Annotated in this window: 22 protein-coding genes; 12 read left to right on the top strand and 10 right to left on the bottom strand. The window is 72.3% G+C overall.

Going from position 1 to position 26,322, the window contains the following annotated elements:
- Window positions 1-35: 35 nt before the first annotated feature.
- The 9 genes from EDD29_RS14395 (at window position 36) to EDD29_RS14435 (ending at window position 7,905) form a co-directional block, all read left to right on the top strand.
- A complete protein-coding gene (locus EDD29_RS14395) occupies window positions 36-1,022 on the top strand; it encodes an RNA polymerase sigma-70 factor (protein ID WP_123664892.1) in 987 nt (328 codons plus the stop codon).
- Window positions 1,023-1,113: 91 nt separating this feature from the next.
- Window positions 1,114-1,902: a sigma-70 family RNA polymerase sigma factor family protein gene (locus EDD29_RS45435; RefSeq protein ID WP_170201401.1), complete on the top strand. Its 789-nt coding sequence runs from the start codon at window positions 1,114-1,116 to the stop codon at window positions 1,900-1,902.
- On the top strand, window positions 1,899-2,393 hold the full coding sequence (locus EDD29_RS14405) for an Ohr family peroxiredoxin (protein ID WP_123664893.1): 495 nt from the start codon (window positions 1,899-1,901) through the stop codon (window positions 2,391-2,393). Before EDD29_RS45435 ends, EDD29_RS14405 begins: the two co-directional genes overlap by 4 nt.
- A gap of 141 nt (window positions 2,394-2,534) precedes the next feature.
- The gene (locus EDD29_RS14410) at window positions 2,535-3,314 is read left to right on the top strand and encodes an enoyl-CoA hydratase/isomerase family protein (protein WP_211359718.1); all 780 of its coding nucleotides are present in this window, start codon (window positions 2,535-2,537) and stop codon (window positions 3,312-3,314) included.
- A gap of 2 nt (window positions 3,315-3,316) precedes the next feature.
- Complete coding sequence (locus EDD29_RS14415; protein WP_123664895.1) at window positions 3,317-4,216, top strand: SDR family oxidoreductase; 900 nt, start codon at window positions 3,317-3,319, stop codon at window positions 4,214-4,216.
- Between the two features lie 10 nt (window positions 4,217-4,226).
- The gene (locus EDD29_RS14420) at window positions 4,227-5,267 is read left to right on the top strand and encodes an acyl-CoA dehydrogenase family protein (RefSeq protein WP_123664896.1); all 1,041 of its coding nucleotides are present in this window, start codon (window positions 4,227-4,229) and stop codon (window positions 5,265-5,267) included.
- A complete protein-coding gene (locus EDD29_RS14425; RefSeq protein ID WP_123664897.1) occupies window positions 5,267-6,394 on the top strand; it encodes an acyl-CoA dehydrogenase family protein in 1,128 nt (375 codons plus the stop codon). Before EDD29_RS14420 ends, EDD29_RS14425 begins: the two co-directional genes overlap by 1 nt.
- Window positions 6,395-6,524: 130 nt before the next feature.
- On the top strand, window positions 6,525-7,310 hold the full coding sequence (locus EDD29_RS14430) for an SDR family oxidoreductase (RefSeq protein ID WP_123664898.1): 786 nt from the start codon (window positions 6,525-6,527) through the stop codon (window positions 7,308-7,310).
- A 106-nt stretch (window positions 7,311-7,416) separates the two neighbouring features.
- Window positions 7,417-7,905 (top strand): cupin domain-containing protein, encoded by a 489-nt coding sequence (locus tag EDD29_RS14435; RefSeq protein WP_123664899.1) that lies wholly within the window; start codon window positions 7,417-7,419, stop codon window positions 7,903-7,905.
- A gap of 126 nt (window positions 7,906-8,031) precedes the next feature.
- On the opposite strand, the gene EDD29_RS14440 is transcribed toward EDD29_RS14435, so the two are convergent.
- Window positions 8,032-9,678, bottom strand: coding sequence for an AMP-binding protein (locus EDD29_RS14440; RefSeq protein ID WP_123664900.1), 1,647 nt, complete (start codon window positions 9,676-9,678; stop codon window positions 8,032-8,034).
- Between the two features lie 506 nt (window positions 9,679-10,184).
- Entirely contained in the window at window positions 10,185-10,640 is a 456-nt protein-coding gene (locus tag EDD29_RS14445; RefSeq protein ID WP_123664901.1) for an STAS domain-containing protein, read from the bottom strand.
- 917 nt (window positions 10,641-11,557) lie between these two features.
- Between EDD29_RS14445 and EDD29_RS14450 the strand changes: the two genes are divergently transcribed.
- Both EDD29_RS14450 and EDD29_RS14455 read left to right on the top strand, forming a co-directional pair.
- Entirely contained in the window at window positions 11,558-13,219 is a 1,662-nt protein-coding gene (locus EDD29_RS14450) for a sensor histidine kinase (RefSeq protein WP_148085954.1), read from the top strand.
- A 137-nt stretch (window positions 13,220-13,356) separates the two neighbouring features.
- Window positions 13,357-14,073 (top strand): dienelactone hydrolase family protein, encoded by a 717-nt coding sequence (locus EDD29_RS14455; RefSeq protein ID WP_123664903.1) that lies wholly within the window; start codon window positions 13,357-13,359, stop codon window positions 14,071-14,073.
- A gap of 736 nt (window positions 14,074-14,809) precedes the next feature.
- Here the strand turns inward: EDD29_RS14455 and EDD29_RS14460 are convergent.
- The 4 genes from EDD29_RS14460 to EDD29_RS14480 form a co-directional block, all read right to left on the bottom strand.
- Entirely contained in the window at window positions 14,810-15,454 is a 645-nt protein-coding gene (locus EDD29_RS14460) for an NAD(P)-dependent oxidoreductase (RefSeq protein ID WP_123664904.1), read from the bottom strand.
- A 495-nt stretch (window positions 15,455-15,949) separates the two neighbouring features.
- Complete coding sequence (locus EDD29_RS14470) at window positions 15,950-16,444, bottom strand: DinB family protein (protein ID WP_123664906.1); 495 nt, start codon at window positions 16,442-16,444, stop codon at window positions 15,950-15,952.
- Window positions 16,445-16,567: 123 nt separating this feature from the next.
- Window positions 16,568-17,017: a zinc finger domain-containing protein gene (locus tag EDD29_RS14475; protein ID WP_148085955.1), complete on the bottom strand. Its 450-nt coding sequence runs from the start codon at window positions 17,015-17,017 to the stop codon at window positions 16,568-16,570.
- Between the two features lie 187 nt (window positions 17,018-17,204).
- Entirely contained in the window at window positions 17,205-19,100 is a 1,896-nt protein-coding gene (locus tag EDD29_RS14480; protein WP_170201402.1) for a LamG-like jellyroll fold domain-containing protein, read from the bottom strand.
- 283 nt (window positions 19,101-19,383) lie between these two features.
- Here EDD29_RS14480 and EDD29_RS14485 point away from each other — a divergent pair, with 283 nt between their 5' ends.
- Complete coding sequence (locus EDD29_RS14485; RefSeq protein ID WP_148085956.1) at window positions 19,384-20,457, top strand: Kelch repeat-containing protein; 1,074 nt, start codon at window positions 19,384-19,386, stop codon at window positions 20,455-20,457.
- Here EDD29_RS14485 and EDD29_RS14490 read toward each other — a convergent pair.
- The 4 genes from EDD29_RS14490 to EDD29_RS14505 all read right to left on the bottom strand — a co-directional run bounded on the left by EDD29_RS14490 (window position 20,447) and on the right by EDD29_RS14505 (window position 26,067).
- Complete coding sequence (locus EDD29_RS14490) at window positions 20,447-21,535, bottom strand: pentapeptide repeat-containing protein (protein WP_148085957.1); 1,089 nt, start codon at window positions 21,533-21,535, stop codon at window positions 20,447-20,449. The two genes, EDD29_RS14485 and EDD29_RS14490, sit on opposite strands and share 11 nt — an antisense overlap.
- A 100-nt stretch (window positions 21,536-21,635) precedes the next feature.
- Complete coding sequence (gene lplAB / locus EDD29_RS14495) at window positions 21,636-22,700, bottom strand: lipoate-protein ligase LplAB (protein ID WP_123664911.1); 1,065 nt, start codon at window positions 22,698-22,700, stop codon at window positions 21,636-21,638.
- 144 nt (window positions 22,701-22,844) lie between these two features.
- A complete protein-coding gene (locus tag EDD29_RS14500) occupies window positions 22,845-24,971 on the bottom strand; it encodes an NACHT domain-containing protein (protein ID WP_170201403.1) in 2,127 nt (708 codons plus the stop codon).
- Between the two features lie 193 nt (window positions 24,972-25,164).
- Window positions 25,165-26,067, bottom strand: a complete 903-nt coding sequence (locus EDD29_RS14505; RefSeq protein ID WP_123664913.1) for a LysR family transcriptional regulator — start codon at window positions 26,065-26,067, stop codon at window positions 25,165-25,167.
- Window positions 26,068-26,322: the final 255 nt, after the last annotated feature.

Consider the following 26,322-nt stretch of genomic DNA (forward strand, 5'->3'; position numbering starts at 1 on the left):
GATCCGCCCGCGACCAGCGCGAGGAGACGATCACCATGGCGGACGCCGGGCAGGCGCACACCGGCGGGCCGGAGGATCCCGACAAGGCGGCGGAGGTCTTCACGGCCGCACGGCCCCGCCTGTTCGGCATCGCCTACCGGATGCTGGGCAGCGCGACCGAGGCCGAGGACGTGCTCCAGGAGGTGTGGCTGCGCTGGCAGACCTATGACCGGGCCTCGGTGACCACCCCCGTCGCGTTCCTGACGACGGCGACGACCCGGCTCGCGATCAACGTCCTGCAGTCCGCGCGGGTCCGGCGCGAGACCTATGTCGGGCCCTGGCTGCCCGAGCCCGTCGCCACCGGCGGCGACCCGTTCCTCGGCGCGGAGCGCGCCGAGGCGCTCGGCCTCGCGGTCCTGATGCTCCTGGAACGGCTCTCGCCCACCGAACGCGCGGCGTTCATCCTGCGGGAGGCGTTCGAGTATCCGTATCCGCAGATAGCCGACATCGTCCAGGTGAACGACACGGCGGCGCGGAAGCTCGTCAGCAGGGCGCGCCGGCACCTGTGGTCCGAGCGCCGGGCGCCGGTGAGCGACGCCGAGCACCGCGAACTGCTGACCGCCTTCGTCGCCGCCGCCCGGATCGGGGATCTCGCCGCCCTGGAGAAACTGCTCGCCGCGGACGTGGTCAGCTACTCCGACGGCGGAGGCGGCCACCGGGCGGCCCGGCTTCCGGTGGTCGGGTCGGCGCGCGTCGCCTACTTCACCGCCTCGATCGCGACCCGGGCGTGGCCCGGGGTCACCGTCGACTGGGGTGAGATCAACGGGGAGCGGGCGGCCCTCCTGCGCGACGACGGCCGGCTGATCGCCGTACTCGCCGTCAGCGCCTCCGCCGAGGGCATCGACCAGGTCCTGTGGATGGTGAATCCCGTCAAGATCGCCGCGGCGTCCGCGGACTTAGCCGACCGCCTCACCTGGGGTGGGTCACAGCGCGACCGGGTGCCCGGTCATAGTGGCGAGCGAAGGAGGACGACGTGCGCATGATTCCGACGGCCGGAAGCCGCCCCGCCCCATCGGGCCGGGCGGGAGGTCCCCGCCCGCCGGTGGCCGCGGCGAGGCACGGGGACGGTGGGTCGTGACCGGCGCGAGCGCGGTCTCCCTGGCCGAGATGCTCGACGAGCGGCGCCATCTGCTGGAGATCGCGACCTGGCTGTTCGATCCGGCGGCCGCCGACGAGATCGTCCACGCGACCTACCGCCGCTGGTACGCGCTGGCCGACCGGGACCGCGCGGGCATCGCCGTGCCCCGGGCATGGCTGACCAGGACCGCGGGGGGCATCTGCCTGGAACTGCTCGCCTCCACCGCGGCGGTGACCGTGCCCGAGGGGCTGCTCCCGGACGTCCCGGGCGACGTGGAGCACCGGCCTGAGCCGCGCGGAGGTCCCGATCCCGTCAGCGAGTGGCTGCGCCGCAACCCCCCTCGGGACGACGCGAACCCCGACCTGCTCGCCGGGCACGACGCGGTCGTGCGGCGGTTCGCCGGGGCCTGCGCCACCGGGGACGCGGCGGCGCTGCGGGCGGTCCTGGCGGCGGACGCGATGGTGGTGAGCGACGGCGGCGGCAAGGTGCGCGCCGCGTCGGAACCCACCCTCGGCGCGGCCGCGGTCGCCCGGTTCGTCACCGACCTGCTGGGCGGGGAACCGCGGCCCGCGGTCGCCCTCGGCTCGGTCAACGGCAGGGCGGGGGTGCTCCTCCGCGCGGAGGAGCAGGTCGTGGCGGTGGTCAGCGCGAGCGTCGCGGGCGATGACGTCACCGCGGTGTGGATCATGCTGAACCCCGACAAACTGCGGCGCTGGCAGCTCGGGCTGGCGGGCGACGCCTCCCACCGGACGCCCGCGGGCCCCGGAAGGGGGACGGGAACGTGAGCGACCCGACCGCGGACGGCGCGCCCGGCGGCACCCGGTTCAAGCCGCTCTACGAGGCCCGGGTCGCGGTGGACGGCGGGATCCTCGCGCACGGCCGGGCGACCGGCCGCGCCAGATCCGGTGACGGCGCCCTCGCGTTCGACCTGCGGATGCCCGCGGAACTCGGCGGCGACGGCGGCGGCCCGAACCCCGAGCAGCTCTTCGCCGCGGCCTTCGCCGCCTCGGTGCACGGCGAACTCACCCTGGTCGCCCGCCAGCACCTGCTGGACCCCGCCCCGATCACGGTCCAGGCGACCGTCGCCGTCGGCCGCGACCCCGCCGATGGCGGCTACCTCCTCCAGGCGAACGTCGAGGTCGCCTGGCCGGGTGTTCCCCGGGCCACCGCCCGCCGCCTGCTCGCCCGCGCGCTCACGCACTGCCCGTACACGAAGATGACCGCCCGCGGCATCCCCGCCACCGTCGCCCTCGCCCCGGAGCCCGGCGCCGGATGATCCTTCGCGGTACCCGATGAGCCGCCGGCCCGTCGGGTACGCGTCGGGCACGGCGGGAGGATGGGGGACAAGAGGTTGTGGGACGGGCGCGCGGATGTTACAACGACATCCTGTATAAAGTATTTAGTCAGGAGTCGTGCTGTGACCGAGCGCGTGAGGTTGGACGTCGACGGGCCCATCGCCACCATCACCAACGACAACCCGGGCAAGCACAACGCCTTCGACGACGAGATGGACGCGAGGCTGTTCGCGATCCTGGGCGAGTTGAAGGCCGACCCCGGTATCCGGGCCGTCATCTGGCGCGGTGAAGGCAAGTCGTTCTCTTCGGGGCGCGATGTCGGGGCCCTCGGCGGGGGAGAGGTGGCGCTGACCCACCACGAGCTGATGAAGCGCGGGCACCGCGGCATCCAGCAGCTCTTCGACCTCGAGGCGCCCGTCATCGTGGCGATGAAGGGCTGGTCGATCGGCGCCTCGTTCCAGCGCGCGCTGCTGTGCGACATCCGGATCGCGGCGGAGGGCGCCCGGATGATGCTGCCCGAGACCGGCCACGGCGTCATCCCCGACACCGGAGGCATGGCGCGGCTGTTCCAGATGTGCGGGCACGGGGTGGTCGCCGACCTGGTGCTCACCGGCCGCGCCATGCACGCCGCCGAGGCGCTCGGGCACGGTGTGGTCTCCCGGGTCGTTCCCGAGGCCGACCTGGACACCGTGGCGCGCGAGATGGCCGAGAAGATCGCCGCCGCGCCCAAGGCGACCGTGAACATGGCCCGCCGGGTCCTGTCCCGTCTCGCCGAGCCCGAGGTCAGGGCGTCGATGGCGGACGAACTGATCTACCAGACGTTCCTCAGCGCCTCCCACGACCTCGCCGAGATGCGCGGGGCCCGCGCCGAGAACCGCGCACCGCACTACACCGGGAGCTGACCATGACCGAGCCCACCGCCGCGACCCCTACCCCCGGCCTGCCCGAGCCGCCTCCCATCGGCGCCGCCGCGCTGCCGCCGGGCACGTTCGCGGGCACGAGCGTGCTGGTCACCGGCGGCGGTACCGGCCTGGGCCTGGCGATCGCCGTCGAGTTCGCGAGGCTCGGCGCCGACCTCGTCATCGCCAGCCGCAAGCGGGAGCACCTGGAGCAGGGCGAGGCGGTGCTCCGCGAGCTCGGCGGGCGGGTGCTCGCCGTGCCCTGCGACATCCGCGACCCCGAGCGGATCGCGGCGGCCTTCGACACGGCGGCCGAGGCGTTCGGGCCGCCCGGCGTGCTCGTCAACAACGCGGCCGCCAACTTCCCCGTCCCGGCCGAGGACATGTCGCCGAACGCCTGGCGGACGGTCGTGGACATCACGCTCAACGGCACGTACTTCTGCGCCAGGGAGTTCGCCCGCCGCCACCTGGAGGCCGGGACGCCCGGCTCGATCGTCAACGTCGGCGCGTCCTACGCCTGGACGGGCGGGCCGGGGTTCGCGCACAGCGCCGCCGCGAAGGCCGGGGTGAAGAACCTCGTGGAGACCCTCGCCGTCGAGTGGGGGCCGTACGGGATCCAGGTCAACGGACTGGTGCCGGGGATGTTCCCGCACGAGGACATGACCGCCGACATCAAGGGCAATCTGGACCGGACGCAGGTGAAGGACGCGTGCCAACCGGCCCTGCGCGTCGGACGGCTGCGCGAACTCGGCTGGGCCGCGACCTTCCTCGCCTCCCCCTATGCCCGGTTCGTCTCCGGGCACACCCTGGTCGTGGACGGCGCCAACTGGCAGCGGCGGAGCCTCACCAACCCGCCCGTCGTGACCGTCCGCGAGCAGATGGGCCGCGGCCCGTTCCAGCCGTAGGGGAGGACCGATGGACGCGCGGCTCACCGCCGAGCAGCGGATGCTGGACGAGGTCGCCGCACGGTTCGCGGTGGACCTCGCCGGGCACGAGGTCGCCGATCCCGGCGCCTGGACGGACCGGGACGCCCGGGGCTGGGCGGATCTGTCCGCGACCGGGCTGATCGGCCTGCACACGCCGGCCTCAGTCGGCGGAGGCGACGCGGGAGTCGTCGAGACGGCCTTGGTCGCTGAAAGGTTCGCCGCGGCCTTGTCGGCTGCGCCCTTCCTCGCCGCCTCATGGAGCACCGCGTCGCTCGCCGCCGCGGGCGCCGACGCGGCGCTCCGGGCCGTCAACGAGGGCGGGCTGCGGCTCGCGCCGGTGCTGCGGCCCGACCTGTCGGGCCCGGCCCTGCGCGGCGAGGACGGCATCGCCGTCGACGCCAGGGGAGCCCGCGCGGGATTGCTGACGGACGCGGACGGCGCCCTGCACGCGGTGGCCCTCGGTCCGCCGACGCGGGGCGCCGACCTCACCCGGACCCTGTGCCCGGTCGCGGCCGACGCGGCGGAGATCGACCTCGGCGTGCCACTCGGCTCTCCGCTCGCCCCGGCGGATCTGATCCGCGTCGAGGCCACGGCCCTCGCCGTCCTGTCCGCCGACCTCCTCGGCACCATGCGCCGGGCCCTGGACGACGCGGTCGCCCATGTCGCGCGCCGAGAGCAGTTCGGCGTTCCCGTCGGGTCCTTCCAGGCGGTCCAGCACCTCGCCGCGCACGCCGCGACGCGTACCGAGGGATCGCGCGGCGCGATGTGGCACGCCGCCTGGGCCGCGACCCGGCTCGCCCCCGATGACGCGCTCCTCGCCGCCCGCCAGGCCAAGGCCTACTGCGCGGAATCGGCACTCGAAGTCGCCGAGACCGCGGTGCAGCTGCTCGGCGGCATCGCGCTCACCCGCGAGCACCCCGGCCATCTGCGGCTGCGCCGCGTCCTGCTGTCGAGGGCGCTGCTCGGCGACGAGAACGCTCAGTACGCCGCCATCGCCGCTCGGCGGCTCGCCCCCTCCGGAACGGGCTGATGGACTTCCACGACACCCCGCAGGAGGCCGCTTTCCGGGGCGAACTACGCTCCTGGCTCGCCGCCCACGCGCCCGCCGACCTGCCCCGTGACCCCGACGAGCGGGCCGCCGCGCTGAACGGCTGGCACCGGGCCCTCGCCGGTGCCGGATATGTCGGCCTGTCCTTCCCCTCCCGCTACGGGGGCCGCGGCCTGCCCCCGACCTACGAGGCGATCCTCAACGACGAACTGGGCGCGGGCGGGCACCCTCCGCCCCCGGCCATCGGGCACCTCACCAACGCCGTGCGGCTCTTCGGCACCGAGGCGCAGCGGACCGGGCACCTGCCCGGCATGCTCGCCTGCACCGAACGCTGGTGCCAGGGCTTCAGCGAGCCCGACGCGGGCAGCGACCTCGCCTCGGTGCGCACCCGGGCCGTGCTCGCCCCGGACGGGTCCGGCTGGGTCGTCACCGGGCGGAAGATCTGGACGAGTGAGGCGATGTGGTCCGACTGGTGCCTGCTCCTGTGCCGGACCGGGTCCGACGGCCGGGGCCACCACGGCCTGTCGATGCTGCTCGTGCCCCTCGACGCCCCGGGCGTCACGCGGCGGGCCATCACCACCGCCTCGGGCACCAGGGAGTTCGCCGAGGTCGCCTTCGACGGCGCCCGCGTCCCGGCCGGGCACGTCCTGGGCGAGCCGGGCCAGGGGTGGGCCATCGCGATGCGGCTCCTGGGCTACGAGCGCGGCCCCGCCGACATCGGCTGGGTGGCCCGCCTCGGGCGCATGCTCACCCTCCTGGAGCGGGACATCCGCACCGGAACCGTCGCGGCCGATGAGGCGGCGCGGCTCTCCGTCGCGCGCGCCTGGGTCGCTCTGCGGACCCTGGAACTGCACGTCCAGCGGACCCTCTCCGCGCGCTTGGACGGCTCACTTCCCGGGCCCGAAGGCTCCCTCGACAAGCTCCTGCTCACCGAGGCAGATCAGCTCCTCAACCACGTGATCATGAACGTCCGGGGCGCCGCCGCGCTGATCGAGGAGGATCCCGTCCTCGACGCCTACTTCTGGTCCCGCGCCCAGTCCCTCTTCGGCGGCACCCAGCAGATCCAGCGCACCATCGTCGCCCAGCGCCTCCTCCACCTGCCCCGCTGACCGAGGCCCGAGGGGTCGGCCGGGTACGCGGGTGGCGGGCCGGCGCCGGAGAACGTGCGGGGCCGTGCGCTTTCGGCGGCTCCTCGATTCGGGAATTGAAACGTGTTCTAGGTTGGCCTAGGTTGGGGGCATGATCCTTGAGCGGTTTGCGGTGTCGGGCAAGGTCGCGGTGGTGACCGGGGCGGGTCGGGGGATCGGGGCGGCGAGCGCGGTCGGGCTCGCCCAGGCCGGCGCGGACGTCGTCCTGTCGGCCCGGACCGAAGAGCAGCTGCGCAAGGTGGCGGCGGAGATCGAGGCCTTGGGAAGACGGGCGCTCGTCGTCCCGGCCGACCTCAGCGACCTGGACGCCGTCGCCGGGCTGGCCGACGCCGCGGTGGCGGAGTTCGGCCGGCTCGACATCGTCGTCAACAATGTCGGCGGGGCCATGCCGAACGCGTTCACGGCCACCAGCGGACGGGCGCTCAAGAACGCGTTCCACTTCAATGTGGCGACCGCGCACGCTCTCACCCAGGCCGCGGTTCCGCACCTGCTGGAGACGCAGGGCGGCGTCGTCAACATCTCCTCGGCCATCGGCCGGATCGCCGGGCGCGGCTACCTCGCCTACGGCACCGCCAAGGCCGCGCTCGCCCACTACACCCGGCTGGCCGCCCTCGACCTGGCCCCGAAGATCCGGGTCAACGCGATCGCCGCCGGATCCGTCGCCACCTCCGCGCTCGACATCGTCATGGCCAGCGACGAACTCCGCATCGCGATGGAGGACGGCACCCCGCTCGGCCGGATCGCCGCCCCCGAGGACATCGCCGCGGCGGTCCTCTACCTCGCCTCGCCCGCGGGCTCCTACCTCACCGGCAAGGTCCTCGAAGTCGACGGCGGCATCGGCGCGCCTCCGCTCGACATGGGCATCCCGGATCTTTAGCGCGGAATTCCGGTACAAGGGCGAACCTCGCCGGGCACATCATGATCCAAGACGGGTGAAAGCCCGGGCCGCACGCAGCCGGCCCGGGCTCCGATGAGGAGGAACGATGTCCTATCCCGACGCCCTCTACCTGGCGGACAAGGGCGAGGTCAGCGCCGTGCTCCGGGCCGCGACCGCCGCGCCCGACCTGTCGATGTTCGGCATGACCGACGTGCACTACCTCGCGACCGGCGCGAGCACCGGCGGCCAGTACGGGCTCTACCGGTGGGAGATGAGCGACGGCGCGCCGGGCCCCGCGGCCCACTTCCACAAGACCATCTCCGAGGCGTTCTATGTCCTGGACGGCACCGTCGGCATCTACGACGGCGAAACCTGGCACGACGCCGCACCGGGCGAGTTCGTGTTCGTCCCGCCCGGCGGCATCCACGCCTTCCGCAACGCCCAGGGCCCCGCCACCATGCTCATCCTCTTCGCCCCCGGAGCCCCCCGCGAGGCCTACTTCGAGGACCTCGCCGACATCATCACCAACGGCACCGAGCTCACCCCCGACGAATGGACCGCCTTCTACAACCGCCACGACCAGTACATGCTCTGACCCGGCCGCGGTCGCCGTCGCGGGCACGGGCGCGCATGGTCTCGGCCCGCCGCGCCCGGTGAAGCAGGTACGAGACCGTCCCGGCGCCGTTGGACCCGGCTGGTGAGGCGGGCGTCGGGACAGGGTTCAGGGTGACCCGGGGCGGGTGCGGAGCTCACGGCGGAGGAGCTTTCCGGTGGCCGTCTTGGGGAGGTCGGGGAGGATGGTCACCCGTCTCGGATACTTGTAGGCGGCGAGGCGGGGCTTGCAGAAGGCGATGAGGTCCTGCTCGTTCGCGTGGTGGCCGGGGCGGAGGCTGACGAAGGCGGCCACGGTCTCACCCCGGTAGGGGTCGGGGACGCCGACGACGGCGGCCTCGTGCACGGCGGGGTGCTCGTAGAGGACGTCCTCGACCTCGCGCGGCCAGACCTTGTATCCGCCCGCGTTGATCTGGTCCTTCTTGCGGTCGACGATGAAGAACCAGCCCGCGGCGTCCATGTATCCGACGTCGCCGGTGTGCAGGCCGCCGTCGCGGAAGGTCCCGGCGGTCGCCTCGGGCTTGCGCCAGTACCCGGGCACCACCTGCGGGCCGGCGACGACGATCTCGCCGACCTCCCCGGCGGGCAGCGGCACGCCGTCGTCGCCGACCACGCGCACGACGGTGCCGTACACCGGCACGCCGACCGACAGCGCGCCGGTGGCCTCGTCGACGGGGGCGGCGGAGCGCAGGGGTACGGCCAGCGCGGGCGAGGTGGTCTCGGTCAGGCCGTAGATGTTGTGGATGTAGGTGCCGAACCTCTCCACGAAGGCCTTGACGACGGCGGGCGGGATCGGCGCGCCGCCGGAGTAGATCGTGGTCAGGCCGCCGAGCGCCGCGCGGTCGGCGTTCGGGGCGTTCATGAGCGCCAGGAACACCGTGATCGAGCCGACCGTGAACGTCGCGCCGGACTCACGGACCGTGTCGACGGCCAGCGACGGCTCGAACCGGTGGAAGAGCACCAGCGGGCAGCCGACCAGGAGCGCGAGCCCGATGTGGCCGATCAGCCCCGTCACGTGGAAGAGCGGCGCGACCCCGAGGATGACGTCCTCGGGACCCGTCTCCGTCCAGTCCCGGTAGACCGAGGCGGTGAAGACGATATTGCCGTGCGTGTTCAACGCGCCCTTCGGCGGCCCGGTCGTCCCGGAGGTGTAGGTGAGCACCGCGACGTCGTCCGGTCGGGGCCGCACCTCCGGCGGCCGCCGCCCGGCGTACCGGGCGATCGCCTCTTCCAGGTCGAGCGCGTCCGGACAGGCGAGGCGTTCGACACCCGCGAAGGCGCGCGGGTCGTTCCGGCTCTGGTGGCGCAGTTCGGAGGTGGTGAAGACCGTCCCGTCGAAGACCGCCCGGACGTTGGCGTACAGCCCCTCCAGGCAGACGACGGCCTTCGCCCCGCTGTCCCGCAGCAGCTCGTCCAGTTCGCGTGGTCTGTACATGGGGTTCACCGAGACAACGATCCCCCCGGCCTTCCAGACGCCCAGCAGCGCGACCACGAACTGGGGCACATTCTGGAGATAGAGGGCGACGCGATCGCCGTGCGCCACCCCGGAATCGAGCAGCCCGCAGGCGAACGCGTCCGAGAGCGCGTCGAGTTCGCGCAGCGTGGTGACCCCGTCGAAATAACGGAGGATCGGGGTCTCCGGCGCGCGTCCCACCGCCGCCGCGAACATCTCCAGCGCGTTGGCGAACTCCGGCCCGGCGTCGGCTGGGCGGCTCGTGTAGAGGCCGAGCCAGGGACGGCGGCTGTAGACGTCCATCTCGCACCCCTTCGCACGACGGCGTCGCCCGGACGCCTGACCGATCCCCACTCCCGGCCGCGGGGAACCGCGTCCGTGGCACGTTCAAAACCCTAGTCCCGCCCTCGGACGCTTCCGCGCCCGGCACCGCCCGGGCCGTCCGCTCAGGCCCCTGGCCAAAGGGCGCCCGGCCACCGCATGCCCTGACCCGGCTCACCTGATCGTCGGAAGGCCGTGCGGTGCGGGCGCTTCAGCGCTGGGACGTTCCGAGCCCGGTCGCGCGTCAGGGCACGCGCTTCTCTGGTGGGCGCTTCAGGCGTGACCGGGACGTTCTGAGCCCGGTCGCGCGCCGGGGGGCCGGCCGGGCCGGGGGCGGCGCCGCGAGCCGGGAGGCCAGGGTGCGGCCGTCTCCTGCGCCGTGCAGGGGCGGTACCGACCTGGGGTACGGGCGGCGGAAGCCGCCGAGCCGGGCCGGACCGGCGCGGATCGTCCTCGTCCGTGGCCTCGTGCCGCGGCCGTGTCGCCGTTCATCCGGCGCAGGCGGGGTGCCGGGCCACCAACGTCAGGCCGGGCAGGCCCTCCCACCCCACGAGCCTCATCAGCTCCATGAGATGCGGCGCCACCGAGCGAAGGATCAGGCCGCAGTCCCGGGCCGCCAGCCGACGGGCGGCCGCGATGAGGGACCGCAGCCCCGCGAGGTCGATGAAGTCGACGCGCCCCAGGTCTATCCGCACGCTCCCGGCCGAGCCCTCGACCACGGCGGCCACCGCGCGGGCGAACAGCTCCGCGGTCGAGTGCTCCACCCGTCCGTCGACTCGCAGCGATCCCGGATCGAACGTCCCGTCCATCCGCAGGAGCGCCGTGCGCACCCGCACGCCGTCCGCCCCGATCCCTCGCGGAAGCGCGGCGGACGGGCCGGCCGGGACGCGGTTCCCGTCCGTTCCCACCGCCCCCGCCCACCGCGCCATCTGCCCCCTGTCCATGTCCCGAACGATCCCGCGCCGACGCGCCGCCGCGCATCACACGAACCCATGAATCCCAGGCAAGGTGGGGAGGGCGCCCCCCCGCGCTGAGGCGGCCTCGCGGGCGAGTCCGCCGCGTGGGAGCACGGCGGCATGGTTCCCCGCCCGCGAGAACGTCCCGGCCTGCCTCGGCGAGTTCGACTTCGCCGCCGTCCACGACACGTTCGCGCTGCCTGCCCTCGGCACCGACACCTCGGCCGCGGGCGCCCCCGGCCCCTGGGCGCTCGAGCCGAGCTCCGCTCGCGGCCCAAGCCCCTGCCGGGGCCGGCGCCACGAGATCCTCAACGGAGCCTGTCGTGAGTACCGCGACGGAACCGACCTCCCGGCCCGGCTCCGTCAGCGCCGGAGACACTGTCCCGGCCCACGGCCCGCCGTGCCGGTGGGCGTGCTGGACTCATGGTCTGCCGGGCCGTCGGGTGTGCTGGACCACGCCCGCCGTGCCGGTGGGCGTGCTGGACTCATGGTCTGCCGGGCCGTCGGGCGTCCCCCACGGCTGTCGAGAGCCGCCGGGTGTGCTGGACCATGCCCGTCGTGTCGCTGGGTGTGTTGGGCCATGCCCGCCGGGAGCGGGCCCGCGGTCTGCCGGGGCGTCGCGTGCGCCTGGCCTCAAGGGCGTTCCGCAGGTTCGTTCGATGCTCCGTGGGACGCCGAGGGCGTCGGGTTTCGGCGAGTCGGGTGACGCGAGGGCGGGGGCGCATGGTGTGGAGACCCGTTCCGGGTGGGTGCCTCCCACGAAGGTGGGGGCTGTTCTTAGCGCGCGGGTGATACCGCGGGCGCGGTAGGCGGCGGGGGCGAATGACCGCGGATGGGGGACGTGGATCGGGGGGCCGGCTGCATAACGTGATCTGCGAGGAGTCGCGGAAAGTGAGGTGGCGGTCGTGAGGAGTGGTCAGGCGTGGTGGGGGCGGTGCCCGCGGGCGGTCGACGCGGCGGTGGCGTTCGTGACGCTCTTCCTGCTCATGGGAATCCTGCGGTTCGGCAGGCCCGCGGCGTCGCCACAGGTGTTGGGCCCGGCCGATCAGGCCTATGCGCTCTCGGCGTGCCTGGTCCTGCTGGCTCGGCGGCGGTGGCCGGTCGGGGTGCTCGTCACGGTGACCCTGCTGGCGGCCGTCCACGGGTGGGCGGAGGGGCCGGGGGCGCACCAGATCCTGCCGGCGCTCGTGGCGCTGTACACGGTGACGGCGGCCAGGGGGAGCAGGTTCGGGCTGATCACGGGGGTGGTGCTCGTGGTCCTCGCGGGGATACAGGTGCTGATGGCGGAGGCCGGCGGGCCACCGCTGGGCGCGGTCGGGCTGGTCACCTCGACCGGGTTCGCGGTCGCGGCGGGGGCGGGGGTGCGGGCGCAGCGCGCCTATGTGGCGGCGCTGGAGGAACGGGCGGAGCGGGCCGAGCGGCAGCGCCGCGAGGAGGCGGACCGGCTCGTCGCCGAGGAGCGCATGCGCATCGCCGGGGAACTGCACGATGTGATCGCGCATCGGCTGACCCTGATCAACGCGCAGGCGGGGGTGGCGCTCCATGTGAACGGCGCCGGGGCGCCGGAGCCGGCCCGGCTCGCCGAGACCCTCGCGCACGTGAAGCACGATTCCAAGGAGGCGCTGACGGAACTTCGCGCGATCGTGGGGCTGCTGGGCGGCGCCGAGGCCCCACGGGAGCCGATCCCGGGCCTGGGCCGGCTCGACGATCTGGCCGCCTCCTTCGCCCTCGCGGGCCTCGACGTCCGGGTGCGTCGCAAGGGCACGGTCGTCGCGCTGCCCTCGGCCGTGGACGTCTCGGGCTACCGCATCGTCCAGGAGGCGCTGACCAACGTCCGCAAGCACGCCGACACCCGCACGGCATGGGTGCGCCTGGACTACGGCCCCGACACCCTCCGCATCCGCATCGAGGACGAGGGTCCCGGCACCTGTCTCGGCGCCGTCCCAGGACGCGGCACCGGCCGGGGCCTGATCGGGATGCGCGAGCGCGCGTGCGCCGTCAACGGCAGCGTCCGCACCGGCCGCCGAGAGGGGGGCGGCTTCCTCGTGGAGGCGGACCTCCCCCTGGGGACCCGCTTACCGGACTTCCCGTCCCGTCGGCACCCGGGGCGTGGACTGGTGTTCCTGCGCGCCATGCCGGTCGTGCGGGTCGGCGGAGGGCGTGCCCGGCCACCGCGAAGGGGTGAGCGTGCGATCGAGGGCGGCCAGGTCACCGGACCGGATGGGACGGTGCTGGCGTACCTCACGGTCGGGAGCGGTCCGGACCTGGTGATGGTCCAGGGCACGATGAGCGACGGTCTGGAATGGCCCCGGTCGCCTCGCTGCTCCAGGACCGCTTCCGCGTCATCATGCCCGACCGCCGCGGCCACGGCCGTTCCTCGGCCGGGGGTCCTCATCGGTACCGGGAGCCCGGCCGTCGCCCGCACCGCGGAACAGGCCCTCACCGGCGGCTCCCGCCTCACCACGGCCCTCCTCGACGGGCAGGGGCACACCGCCCACCAGACCGATCCCCGCTCTTTCGCCGCCACCCGCACCCGGTTGATCCTGGGATCTGGTGAAGTGTGGTAGCTTCGCGAAGCCAGTGCACCGCACTGCGCCGACTTCGAGGAGGTGAGACCGATCAACGCTGTGACAGGTCGGGGCTCCCTCTCGCGCATCGCCTAGGGAGCGCCCGCACAAGGCATCCCGAAAGGCTTGAAAAGCGCATGCGCTTCACTTCGCAGACGTCGGCCGACGGCGTCACCGAACGCTCCTTCACGCTCGGCGAGATCCCCGGTGTGCTGTGGACTCCGGAAGACGCCGAACCCCGTGCCCTCGTGCTCATCGGACACGGCGGCGGACAGCACAAGCAGGCTCCCGGCGTCACGGCCCGGGGGCTCCGGCTGGCCGCCGAGCTCGGCTTCGCCGCGGCGGCGATCGACGCTCCGGCCCACGGCGACCGGCCCAGGACCGCCGACCACGACAGGCTCGTCACCGAACTGCGGGCCCGGATGACCGGCGGGGGAGACCCCGTTCCGGTGCTGGCCGAGTTCCACACGCTGCTGGCCGCGCAGATCGTCCCGGACTGGTGCGCGGTCCTCGACGCGCTCGGCGACCTGGGACCCGTCGGCTACTGGGGCATGTCGCTGGGCTGTGCCCTCGGCCTCCCCCTCGTCGCCGCCGAGCCGCGCATCCGCGCGGCGGTCGTCGGTCTGAGCGGCACCTCACTGGCCTCGCCCGAGGCCGCCGCCAAGGTCACCGTCCCGGTGAGGTTCCTGCTCCAGTGGGACGACGAACGGGTCCCGCGCACGGAGGCCCTGGCCCTCTTCGACGCCCTGTCCTCCCCCGAGAAGACCCTGCACGCCAACCCCGGCGGCCACGACGCCGTCCCCGCCTTCGAGGCGGACAGCGCCTCCCGCTTCCTCGCCCGCCACCTCGGCTGACCTGCAACCCCGCCCCGCCGATCGGGCCTCCCCCGATCGGCGGGACCCGCCGTCCCAACCCCGCCCCGTCGGCCCGCCCGCGACGTCAGCCCGACCTGTGTGCGTACGCGTGGTGGGGGGCGGCCGGTCCGGGCCCGGCCCGTCGGTCCGTCTGGGACGTCAGCCCGACCTGTGTGCGTACGCGTGGTGGGGGGCGGCCGGTCCGGGCCCGGCCCGTCGGTCCGTCCGGGATGCCCGCCCGACTCGCGTGCACATGGCTGGCCCGTCCCTGGCGGCGGGTTGTCGGCCCGTGCCCGGCTCATCGGCCTGTCCCGGGATGTCCGCCCGACTCGTGTGGGTATGCCCGGCGGGGGCCGCCCGTCGGTCCCGTTCGAGAGATCCGGCCGGCTCACGTGCGTATGCGCGGTCTGTCCCTGGCGGCGGACTGTCCGTGCCGGCCCGGACGGTCGGTGCGTCCGAGACGTCAGGCCGTCTCGTGCACGCGCTCGGCTCGTCCCCCGTGGTGGACCGCCGGTTCACGCCTCTGCGACGGTGGGCGTGACGCGGCGTGGTCTTCAAGGTCGGGACCCGTGGCTTCCGCCTGCCGCTCCTGGGATCCTCCTGCGCGGCCGCGAGGCCGCGCTCGGTCGGTGTGCGAGCGCTTGCCGGGCAGGGCGACGGATCTCGTGGGAGGTCCCGCGTCGGTCGGAGGGCGGGGCGGACTCCGGTGGGAGTGCGCGAAGCCGGTATCTCGGGGTCAGTAGGCGACGGTGAAGCGGGTTCGGTGGTGGGCGGGATGGTCGAGCTCGTCGGCGAAGGCGATGGCGTAGTCGGCGCCGGAGATGAAGGAGCGGCCTGCGGCGTCGGTGATGAGGACGTCGGTGCCGAGGCGGAAGGCACCGGTTCGTTCACCCGGGTCGAAGGAGCCGAAGGACCCGGCCGGGCTGAGGTAGAACCAGTCGGCCTTCGTGTCGGCGTCTTTCAGGGCCTCCAGCACGCGCGCGTGCGCCTCGGCCTCCGGCCGGTACTCCTCGGGGAACCCGGTGTCGAGCACGCGCGGCCCGCCCTCGGCGACGAGCAGGCTCCCGGCTCCGCCCACCACGCCGAGCCGCGCGCCCGCCTTCGCCGCGGCGTCCAGCAGGCCGGGCACCGCCTCCACCAGATCCGGCTCATCGCCCTGATGCGCGTGAACCGCGATGACGACGGCGTCCGCGCCCCGCACGACCTCGTCGACGAACGCGGGGTCGTAGAGCGACCCGCCTCGGACGGTCAGGCCCTCCCGCGGAGCGACCTTCCCGACATTCCGCGCAACCCCGACGACGGAGTGCCCCCGATCCAGCAGCTCCCGAGCGATATGCCCGCCCGCATAACCGGTGACGCCGAAGACGACGACCGTGGACATGAGATCCCCTTTCCCCTGACGCAGGCGACCCGGGCGGCGGAACCGCACCTCCGAGCCCAGCATCGAACCTGCCCCGCACCGGGAATCCCCCCGGACTCGGCCGAGTCAAGAACCGACAGATCACCACCGGATCCTCTAGCCGGTCGCGCCCTGGCACCGGCCGGACGTCGGCCCGGCCACTCCGGAAGCGGCGGGCGGGGCGCTGCGCGATGGAATCCCCTGGGCGAAGAGCCGTCATGCGACGGTCGGTTCCGCTTTCGAGCAGGCCATGCGGAAGACGGGCGACTCGGTATCGGAGATCTGCATCCCGGCAGGGACGCTGCTGAGGACGGGGCGGACGGACCCGGCGTCGGCGGACCCGGTGCCGGGAACCCCGACGATCAGGACTCCGACGGCGCCCTGAGCGCTTCCGATGGTGGCGGTTCCGGCGACGGCGGGGCCTTCCAAGGCGGTGCGCCAGGGACCGGCGAACGCCCGGAGCCGGTGGTGAGGACGTCAGGGGGCTGGGTAGGCGCCCGTGGTGCCGTCGAGGAGTTCGCGGAGGATGTCCAGGTGGCCGGTGTGGCGGGCGGTCTCCTCGATCATGTGGATGAGGGTCCAGCGGAGGGAGACGCGGCGACCGTCCCAGGAGGTGCCCAGCGTGTCGAGGGGGAGGGCGGCGATGGTGGCGTCGGCGGCCGTGCGGGCACGGGTGTAGAAGGCGACGAGGTCGGCGGCGGTCTCGGACTCGGCGGCCGCCATGTCCTCGGTGGCGGGGTCGAACCACAGTGGCTCGGACGGGCGGGCGAAGGTGTCGCAGAACCAGGAGTACTCGACGCTCGCCAGATGCTTCACCAGGCCCAGGAGGCTGGTGCCGGAAGGGGTCATCGGGCGGCGGAGGTCCGCGTCGGTCAGTCCTTCGAGCTTCCACAGGACGACGTCGCGGTGGCGGTCGAGACTGGCGTGCAGGCTCTCCTTCTCACCTCCGGCGAACGGCACGATCTTGCTCATGCGCCGACCGTACCCGACCCCACCGACGGTTCGGTCCCGCCGAAGGCCGATCGCCCGGCCACCGGCCGACGTGTGCCGACCGGCCGCCCCGCCGACGGCGTCGGGTGGGCGGCCGGGGACGGGTCAGCCGCCGGTGGCGGGCGTCTCGCGGGCGGTCTCGAAGAAGTGGGACAGTGGGGAGGCACCCGGTTCGACCGCGGGCGGGGCCTGGTCCACGGGAGCGGTGCGGGCGGCCTCGGCGGCCTGGCGGAGCCGGTCGGTGTGCGGGCGGACGGGCTTGCCCGCGCCCGTCCGGCAGGGGTTGCCGGGCTGGGCGGCGCACCGTGGGCAGCCGACCTGGTAGGGCTTCACGTCGGTCGGCTGCGGGGCGGGGCGGCGCTCGCGCGTGCGTCTCGCGGGCTTGGGCGGAGGCGCCTCGATGACCGCCTCCACCGCCTCGGCGACCTCGGCCGCCCGGACCGTCACGACCTCCTCGACGGGCCGGTCTTCGCTCGTCTCCAGGCCGAGCATCCGCTGGTACTCCGCTTCGCGCTCCGCCCATTTGGCGAGGAGTCGCGCCTTCGTCTTCCCCATGAACGGCACCGTAGGGCAGAAAGCGGCCCGCGCGGTGAAGAAATGCCACGTCACTCCGCATTCCCGGTCGATTTCTGCCGGAGCGGCCGGGACGGCCCGGTTCGTCGGCGCGGTCCACGAGAGCGGCGGAAACGGCAGAGCGGGACAGACCCTCGCCTGCCCCGCTCTGTTCAGGTGTTGCCAAAGGTCACTGGTAGAGGGCCACCGACTTGACTTCTTGGGCGTTGAGCGCGCGGTTCCAGACCTGGACGTCGCTGATGAGGCCGGGGAAGAAGTCGGCGGGGTTGCCGTTCCACTTCCCCCGGCCGAGGACGAGCGGGCCCGTGGCGCTCCAGGGGTTCGCGACGGCCACGGGGGTGCCTTCCGCGGTGCCGTTGACGTAGAGCCGGAGCGTGGTGTCGGCGGCGTTGTAGACGCCGGTGAGGTGGGTCCAGGCGGCGGTGGGCGTGGTCGTGCCGTAGGTGCCCGTGTTGTTGGTGGGGTTGGCGATGTCGGCGCTCATCCGGTTGAAGCCCCAGGCGTTGAGGCTGCCGCTGTACTGGAGGTAGAAGCCGCTCTGCTGGGCACCGTCCTGGCTGACCGCGGTCTTGTTGCCGGTGAGGGGCACGCCGGGCAGCTTGACCCGGGCCGAGACGGTGAAGCTCTGCCCGGTGTTGACCACCGGACCGGTGCCGGTGGCGCAGGACTGGGCGCCGCTGAACTCCGCGACGGTGCCGCGGACCGCGTCCGGGGTCCAGGTCACACCGGACGCGCAGGCGGCGTGGTTGGCGTTACGGGAGAAGTCCTTGGCCGTGGTGCCCGTGCCGTCCGTGAGCCTCCAGTGGTTGGTCGGGCCCGCGGGCACGCTCCACGCCTGGCCGAGGGCGGGGCCGCATGGCTGGATCTCCAGCTGGGCGCCGGTGGCGGGGACCTGGAGGCACTTGCCGCTGGCGGAGTGGTAGAGCTGGGCCATCTTGACGCTGCCCGACTGCGCGCCCATCTCGACCCGCCACTGCTGGGTCAGGTCGTTGGGCACGCAGGCCCTTGCCTCGGCCTTGCTGCCGGGGGCGGTCGCGGGAACGGTCAGGCAGGAGCCGAAGGCGCGGATGGTGCCGTCGGTGGCGAGCGTCCAGGTCTGGGGCTGGGTGCCGTTGCAGGTGTACTGCTGGATGACGGTGCCGTCCGGCGGGTTGCTCTGGGCGACGTCGACGCACTTGTCGTTGTGGTTGGTGATGGCGCCGACGGCGTTCACCTTGGGCGCGGTCTGCTGGTACACCCGGACGTAGTCGATGTACATCTGGGCGGGGAAGGGCGTGGTCTCGTCCGGCGGGCCCGGCCAGTCGCCGCCCACGGCGAGGTTGAGGATCAGATAGAAGTCCTCGACCAGAGGCCACTGCTTGCCCAGCGACTCCACCTGCGCGCGGTAGATGGTGTGGTAGGAGACACCGTCGATGGAGTAGTTGATGTGGTCGGGATACCAGTCGGCGGCGAAGAGGTGGTAGGCGTCGGAGAAGTTCCCGCTCGCCAGCGTGTAGGTGCTCGTCAGGTGCAGGTCGTCGGTGCCGTGCAGGGCGCTGTGCGCCTTGCCGGCCTCGCCGTTCGCGTTCCCGATCTGCTCCATGATGTCCATCTCGTTGACCAGGGTCCCGGTGCCCTTGCCCCAGAACGCCGGCCACAGGCCCTTGCCCGCCGGAACCTTGATGTTCGCCTCGAACCGGCCGGCCTGCTGCGAGAACTTCTGATAGGTGTCGAGCCTGGCCGAGGTCGCGGCGCAGACCGTCGCGCTCTCCTGGTTCGGGCAGCGCAGGTTCGGGTCGGTGTTCTCGTACGCGGTGATCACCAGATGCCCGTTGCCGTCGAGTGAGGCGTGCTTCTGCGCGGCGTTGTCCGGGTCGTTCAACTTCACATAGCGCTCAAGCTCGTTGTTGCCCACCCCGCCCTCATAAAATCGCCATTTACTCGAGTTCGGCAGCGTCCCCGCCGTTCCCGCGAACTCATCCGACCAGGTCAACTCCCAGGTGGACGGTCCACTGGACCTGCTCTCCGTCCAGGTCACCACCGCCCCCGCCCCGGATCCGACCAGGACGGCCCCGCTAACGCCCATGCACACGGCCACGACGGCTCTTATCAGCCGCCCGGTGAAACCCCGGATCATCTGCGCTGTTTCCCTTTCTGGTGATCCCGCGGAACGGGATCGAAGGAAGGCCGATAATTGCATTAGTCGACATTTCATAATGTCGACTCGATGATCTTAAACATGGGCTCGGTGCAACGTGGGGGTGGGGCAGGGGCGTCTTGGAGGTATGACACTTCGTGGTTCGGGGGCGGCGGGCTGCGCGCTTCTCTTCGCGGTCGGTTGCGCCGGGGCGGTGCCGAGGGCGGGTGACGTGCCGGTACCGCCGACCCGGGCGGCGGGAACGGTGCGGGTGCTGCCGGGGGCGCCGGTCCCCGGCCGGTCGTGGAGCGGGGCGGTCTGGACGGGTCGGGAGATGGTCGTCTGGGGTGGGGTGACGGAGCGGGAGGAGACGGACGGGAAGAAGGTGCGAACCGTCGTGGAGGAGCGGGCGGACGGGGCGGCCTACGATCCGGCGACGGATCGGTGGCGGGTGCTCCCGGTCGCGCCGCTGTCCGGGCGGGAGCGGCCGGTGATGGTGTGGACGGGGGAGCGGGTGCTGGTGGTCGGCGGGCGGGTGCGGCGGCGCACGGACGGGGTTCGGGACGGGGCGGCTTATGACCCGGTGGCCGATTCCTGGGAGGTGCTGCCCGGCGCGCCCGAGCCGCCGTCGGAGCATGTGGTGTGGACGGGGGAGGAGGCCGTGTTCGTGTCGGAGCTCGGCGGGGTCGCCTACCATCCGGGGCGGAGGACCTGGCGGACGCTGGCCGGCGGGCCGGGGCTGGAGTGGGTGGAACAGCTCGTCTGGACGGGGTCGGAGGTGATCGTCCTCGGGTCGGACGGAGGGGAGGAACTCGCCGGGGCGGCCTACGACCCGGGGGCCGACCGGTGGCGGGAACTGCCGGAACCGGGCGTCTCCTCGTCGTCCGGGCGGGTGGCGGTATGGAGTTCCGGCAAGGTTCTCGTGGTTTCGCCGTCTTCGGAGCGGGTCGACGGGGGTGAGGTGGACCCCTTTCCGAAGCCGCTCGATCCCGGTGGAGTCTACGATCCGGCGACGGATCGGTGGTCGGCGCTGCCGCTCGCGCCCGCCGGGCTGGGGGCGACCTACCGAGGGGCGCTCACGCCGAGGGGCGTGCTGTTCTGGGACGGCGGGCCTACCGTCGCGCGCTTCGATCCCGCCACCGCGCGCTGGAGCAGCCAGCCCGTGCCCGGTCGGCCCGGCCGGTCCTTCGGCGTCCTGATCTGGACGGGTGCCGAACTCGTCGTCTGGGGCGGCGACGGGTGCCCGCCGCTCGCGGACTGCGTTCGCCTGGTCCCTCCCCCCGAGGCCATCGCCCTCACTCCTTGACCGCCATGTCCTTGGCCGGGGGCTCCGGGGCGTCGGGTTCGGGGAGGCCGGTGCCCTGGAGGTCGGCGTCGGTGAGGTCGGCGCCTTCCAGGTCGGCGCCGGCGAGGTGGGCCTGGGAGAGGTCGGCGCCGGGGAGCCTGGCGTTGCGCAGGGTGGCGCGGCCCAGGTTGGCGTTGGTCAGGTCGGCTTGGGCGAGGTTCGCGGAGGTGAGGTCGGCGCGGCGGAAGGCGGCGTCGCGCAGACGTGCCGCGCGCAGGTCGGCGTGGGACAGGTCGGCGTTGCGCAGGTCGGCTTCGGTGAGATCGGCTCCGGCCAGGAGGGCCCCGCGCAGGTTCGCGCCGCCCAGATCCGCGCCCTGGAGCTGCGCGTCGGTGAGGTCGGCGCCGCGCAGGTCGGTGCCGCGCAGGTGCGCGCCGGGGAGGCGGACGCCGCGCAGGCGGCTGCGGTTGAGGTCGGCCTCGGTGAGGTCGAGCGGTTCGACGTCGAGGTCGGGGTCGCGGCGGGCCATGACGGACAGGGCGGCCTGGAGGTCGGGGCGCAGCCGGGTCCGTGGTGAGCGGGCGTCCCCGGCCCCGGCCGCGCCGGGCCGCGCGGAGTGCGCGTCGTCGTCGTGGGAGTGCTCGCGGAGGAACGCGGCGAGGACCGCCATGACGGTCGGGTGGTCGCGCGCGGAGTCGCGGGCGATGCGCTCCAGGGCGTAGATGCCGCCGAGCCGGATGTCGATGGTGGCCGAGCCGAGCTGCTCGATCGCGGCGGTGTACCGGGTCGTCACCTGGCCCTGCTCGGTGGCGACCGCGGTCTGCCGGGCCGCGGCGCTGCTGTCGAGTGCCGCCTGGGCGGTCCGCGCGGTGAAGTAGATGGCCGCGACGGCGAACAGGCCGGTGCCGATCGAGACCGCGCGCCCCCGCACCCGGTCGATCGCCTCCGCGAGCGCGGCCCCCTCCAGGCCGCGGACCCCGTCCGCGTGCGCCAGCACCCAGACGGCTCCGGGCCCGAGCGCCACCCACAGCACGAGCCCGGTGACCACCACCCCCGCCACGCCTCCGACGATCCCGCCCACCAACCGCAAGTGCCACATACCGCTCAATCTAGACACCTGTCCGCGGCCTGTGACGTGTCCGGGCGGGCACAGTCCCTTCCCCGTCGGCCGGGCCGGAGGCGACGGGCGGCTCGGCGCGTCAGGGGATACGGGCCGTCCATTCGGGGTTGGCGAACTTGGTGGCGGCGAGGTGTTCGGCGCGGGCCATCTCCTCCGGCGTCACCTGGCCGGAGCTGAGGCCGTGGCGGGCGGCGAAGGAGGCGAGCATGCGGTCGATGACGGTCTCCCGGGGGAGGCCGGTCTGACGGCGCAGGGGATCGACCCGCTTCTTGGCGCTCTTCGTGCCCTTGTCGGACATCTTCTCGCGGCCGATCCGGAGGACTTCCAGCATCTTGTCCGCGTCGATGTCGTAGCTCATGGTGACGTGGTGGAGGACCGCGCCGGGCCCGCCGTCGATCGGGGCGAGGCGCTTCTGGGCCGCGCCGCCGATCTTGCCCGCGTCGGTGGCGATGTCGTTGAGCGGCTGGTACCAGGCCTTGATGCCCATGTCGGCGAACGCCTGGAGCACCCAGTCGTCCAGGTAGGCGTAGGAGTCGGCGAACGACAGCCCGGAGACGAGCGGGGCCGGCACCGACAGCGAGTACGTGATGGTGTTGCCGACCTCGACGAACATGGCGCCGCCGCCCGAGATGCGGCGGACCACGCTGATCCCGTGCCGCTCCGCCCCCTCCGGGTCGACCTCGTTGCGCAGCGACTGGAAGCTGCCGATGATCACCGAGGGCTCCGCCCACTCCCAGACGCGCAGGGTCGGCGGTCTGCGGCCCGCCGCGACCTCGGTGGTGATGACCTCGTCCAGGGCCATGTGCAGCGCGGGCGGCTGCGGCGCGTCGCGGATGAGCTGCCACTCGTAGTCGCTCCAGTCGGTGGCCCGGGCGAGCGCCCGCCGCAGCGCGACCGCGATGCCCTCCGACGTCACCCCGTACATCACCGTGCCTTCGGGCAGCGCCGCGTCGATCCGCGCCGCGAGCCCTTCCGTGGCGGTCTCCGCGGGCGCCCCCACCAGCGCCGCGTCGATCGCCGCCAGCGCCTCGTCGGGCTCCAGAAAGAAGTCCCCCGCCACCCGGACGTCGCTCAGCAGCCCGTCGACCACATCGAGGTCGACGACGACGAGCTTGCCCCCGGGAACCTTGTACTCACCATGCATTTCGGTGTGCCCCTTCCTTGCCCTTGAAGCAACACCAGGCCCTTCTTGTCGCTTCCCGTCCCGCTCGACCTGAACCCGAGGTGAATGTTCGAACGAGGTGGCCACAGCACCGCAGCGGGCTGCCGTTGCATGTCCGGCTCCCGCTCAGCGAGGATCCGTTCGGGTACGGCGATCCGGCAGAACGGACCTTGGGGCGTCCTCTCGGTGGTTCTGAGCGAGGAAGTCAAGGAGTTCGCGGTGGACGAAGATGTAGCCGTGCCCCACCTGCCGAAGAATCAGGCACTCGGTCATGAAGTCGAGGAACGGCAGGCACGGCCAGGGGACCCGATCGTGCCGTGCGAGGTTGGAGCGCAGGATCCATTGCTCGACAAGCGGTCCGCCACCGATCGAAACGAAGGTGAGCAGGAACGCGGCCGTGCCGAGGAGTACGCCGTAGTTTCCGGGCGCAACCGACTCGGCGGGTGCGGCAGAGGCGATGTAGGACGTGAGGAAGCCCGTCATCAGTCCCCAGGCAGACCCCACCCGCAGCGCGAGGCGCACCCGCGGACGCAGCGCCGGGCTCGGTACTTCGGAGCGCCGGAAAATGGTTCGGCCTGAGTTCGCCAGTTCGAACATGAGGCCATCGATCATTCCGGAGACCAGAACGTAGAAGACGAACAGTGCGATCGCGTAGACGGGTCCTGCCGGAGCCTTTTCGTGCACGCTGAGGCTGACGCCGACGCCGATGGTGATCGGCAGCGCTGCGATCTTGTCTCGCTGTCCGCTGTCGAGGAAACCTCTCACGGTCATGATGAACGATTTCATGACAGAGTTGGAGGTAATGTCTCCGCGGACAGGCAACTCTCGGGGCGGCCGGATGATGTCGACGGAGTTCCTTTGATTTTCTTGACTGCGCCAGGAGATGCCAGCGGCATCCTCGTAATCCTCGCTGGACATTTGGATGATCAATGCGATGCCGAGGGCCGTGGTCGCGATGAACGCCACAGTCGTGCCCGCGAGTACCTGGGAAGTGAGGAACATGACCGCACAGGCCGGTATTGCGGCCAAGGCCATGATGTACCAGGTATTGCTGAAACGCCGTCCTGTGAAAGCCCAATTGGTGCCCAAGAGGTCGAGGGTGAATACCGTTTGCCGGTCGCTCTGCAACCGGTGGGCCAGGAGCTTGAGATAGCGGTGAGATTTATCGGGAGGATATAGTCGGTTCTTCCGCCATCGAAGCATCGTACTGACATATTGCGCATAGAGACGGTGGCGTGGGCCGGCGGACCGGTTCGCGGACGTCGTCTCGGGGCCGTCCCTGTAGGCGAGAGCCATGATGCTGAGAAGCAACGGTGAGTCCGCGAGCTGCCGGAGTTCGGGATCGGAGGTCAGCGCGGCCTTCAGACCGTCGAGGCCGGGGCCGGCAGCGGCGAGGAAGCGTTCGGTCTGAGCGGGGCTCAAGCGCTGGATCGTGACCATGCCATGAAACTTGATTCCGCCCTCGAGAAGCCTGTATTCCTGGCTGCGGCAGCAGACCGCACTGCTTGTGGGGTTCTCATGCAGGTACCGGTTGAGTGCGCTGACACACGCTTTGCGATGCTCGAGGGCGACTTCGTCCAGTCCGTCGAACAAGGGTAGGATCTGGTGGGCGCGCAGCCAATCTCCCGCGAGACGTCGCGGCATGCCGTAGCTTTCGACGAGTTCGTCAACGATCCATTCACCGATAGACCTACGCTGCCGTGCCCAGGAGGCGAGCGGCAGGACGACAGGCACAGGATCTGTCTCGTTCCCCGCTTCGGACAAGAGGGCCTTGGCGAGTTCCAAGAGCATGGTGGTCTTGCCCGCACCCGGATCGCCGAGGATCACGATACGCCGGTCCATTCGCGCAAAGACCTCGGCCATCCCCGTTCCCGGCGGCAACTGTTCTCGTGTTCCGTTCGACCAGGTGACCGTGATGTCGAACGGGCGGTCGGTCGAGTCCTCGACAACGAGGTCGAGTTCGATCCTGGCTTCGTTGTACAGGGACTTCTCCAGGACACCGGTCACCCAGAAACGTCTCACTCGGCGGAGGAGTTCGTCCCTCGCCTGGTGTGAAGGAAAGTCCGGTGAGGGTTCGTCTTTTTGGCTGACCTCCAGCACCGCCGCTGCGATGAGGATGACGATCAGGAGCGGCCACGCGACCCACAGTCGGCCTTGCCACGACGACGGAAGGACTCCGGTTGCGATGTTGGTCGCGATACCGAGCAGCGCGACGAACATGACCGAGAGGATGATCTGGGCGCGGCGCAGCATGGATCCCATTTTTACCGTCTCATGTGTCGATCGGGCCACTGGTCGTGGTGATCTCTTAGAGACGGAAGCAACGGGTGTGGGCCGAGGAAGATCCGACCGAATGGCCCTGAACGCTTTATCGCGAAGGGTGCTTGGCAGCGCTCTGACGGAGGGACCCGCGACCTGTGCCGCGCCTGTCATCTCCCGCCGTCCGTCAGGGGACGGGGTGGAGGCGGGCGTGGTGGACGAGCTGGTGGTGCAGGTCGCGGACGGCGCTGGGGAGGCGGGGGGAGGGGCGGCCCTGGAGGAGGAGGAAGACCTCGGTCTGGGGGAGGGAGAGGGGGCGGATGGTGATGGCGCCGAGGCGTTCCAGGGGGTCGCCGCGCACGCTGTAGTCGGGCAGGAGGGTGACGCCCATGCCTTCGGCGACCATGAGCTTGCCCATCTCGGCGCCGTCGGTGGAGTAGGAGAACGGGACGCGGCCGTCGTAGAGGCGGTGGACGTACCGGTGCATGAGGTAGCCCGCGCGCATGACGATGAGCGGCTCGGTGAGCAGGTCGTCGGTGGTGAGCGTGTCCAGCGAGGCCAGGGGGCTGTCGGCGCGGACGCAGGCGACGACCCTGCCGCGCAGCAGGAGGGTGGAGTCGAGGTCGTGCGGCGGGTCGTCGCCCGCGAGCACGTTGACGAGGCCGAGGTCGAGGCCGCCTTCGAGGAGCGACCGGTGGATGTCGGCCTGCTGGGCGGGCATCACCTCGACCCGGGTCTCGGGGTGGATCCGGCGGAACGCCTGGACGGCGGGGGCGAGCAGCGAGACCGTCGCGGCGTTGACGGTGCCGAGCCGGACCATCCGGTTGCTCTGGTGCTGCTGGTCGGCGGCCCGGTTGAGCCGGTCGACGGCCTCCAGGACGCCGGTGATGTAGGGCAGGAGCTCCCGCCCGTCGCTGCTGATGCTGGCGCCGGACCGCTTGCGGTCCAGGAGCGTCACCGACAGCTCCCGCTCCAGGTTCCGGATGGTCTCGCTCAGCGCGGGCTGGGAGACGTGCAGTTCCTGGGCCGCCCTGCGCAGTGATCCGAGGCGGGTGACCGCCGCGAGGTACTCCAGCTGCTCGATCCGCAAATGCCGCTCCTGTCGTCGCCGGTGGAAGGGATTCCCTGCCGCCCTCTCGACAGCGCCTATTTGACGCTGCGTGAGGCACGGGACAATACTAACCATGTCCACCTGAAAGGTAGGGATTGTGTCGGCGCAGGTCATGGGCCATCGAACCGGTCACGGTCAGGGCGCCTCGGTCGCCTGCGAAGGTCGCTCCCCGCGACCCGGGGTGTACCGGGGTCCGGGCGCGCTGCACGCGTCACCCTGTCTCCCCGCGCGCGG

The organism is Actinocorallia herbida (assembly GCF_003751225.1).
Taxonomy (GTDB): Bacteria; Actinomycetota; Actinomycetes; order Streptosporangiales; family Streptosporangiaceae; genus Actinocorallia; species Actinocorallia herbida.

Coding starts and splice junctions, on each gene's coding strand:
- EDD29_RS14395 (WP_123664892.1), top strand. CDS start 36: ATGGCGGACGCCGGGCAGGCGCACACCGGCGGGCCGGAGGATCCCGAC.
- EDD29_RS14415 (WP_123664895.1), top strand. CDS start 3,317: ATGACCGAGCCCACCGCCGCGACCCCTACCCCCGGCCTGCCCGAGCCG.
- EDD29_RS14420 (WP_123664896.1), top strand. CDS start 4,227: ATGGACGCGCGGCTCACCGCCGAGCAGCGGATGCTGGACGAGGTCGCC.
- EDD29_RS14425 (WP_123664897.1), top strand. CDS start 5,267: ATGGACTTCCACGACACCCCGCAGGAGGCCGCTTTCCGGGGCGAACTA.
- EDD29_RS14430 (WP_123664898.1), top strand. CDS start 6,525: ATGATCCTTGAGCGGTTTGCGGTGTCGGGCAAGGTCGCGGTGGTGACC.
- EDD29_RS14435 (WP_123664899.1), top strand. CDS start 7,417: ATGTCCTATCCCGACGCCCTCTACCTGGCGGACAAGGGCGAGGTCAGC.
- EDD29_RS14440 (WP_123664900.1), bottom strand. CDS start 9,678: ATGGACGTCTACAGCCGCCGTCCCTGGCTCGGCCTCTACACGAGCCGC.
- EDD29_RS14445 (WP_123664901.1), bottom strand. CDS start 10,640: ATGGACAGGGGGCAGATGGCGCGGTGGGCGGGGGCGGTGGGAACGGAC.
- EDD29_RS14455 (WP_123664903.1), top strand. CDS start 13,357: ATGCGCTTCACTTCGCAGACGTCGGCCGACGGCGTCACCGAACGCTCC.
- EDD29_RS14460 (WP_123664904.1), bottom strand. CDS start 15,454: ATGTCCACGGTCGTCGTCTTCGGCGTCACCGGTTATGCGGGCGGGCAT.
- EDD29_RS14470 (WP_123664906.1), bottom strand. CDS start 16,444: ATGAGCAAGATCGTGCCGTTCGCCGGAGGTGAGAAGGAGAGCCTGCAC.
- EDD29_RS14475 (WP_148085955.1), bottom strand. CDS start 17,017: ATGGGGAAGACGAAGGCGCGACTCCTCGCCAAATGGGCGGAGCGCGAA.
- EDD29_RS14480 (WP_170201402.1), bottom strand. CDS start 19,100: ATGGGCGTTAGCGGGGCCGTCCTGGTCGGATCCGGGGCGGGGGCGGTG.
- EDD29_RS14490 (WP_148085957.1), bottom strand. CDS start 21,535: ATGTGGCACTTGCGGTTGGTGGGCGGGATCGTCGGAGGCGTGGCGGGG.
- lplAB (WP_123664911.1), bottom strand. CDS start 22,700: ATGCATGGTGAGTACAAGGTTCCCGGGGGCAAGCTCGTCGTCGTCGAC.
- EDD29_RS14500 (WP_170201403.1), bottom strand. CDS start 24,971: ATGCTGCGCCGCGCCCAGATCATCCTCTCGGTCATGTTCGTCGCGCTG.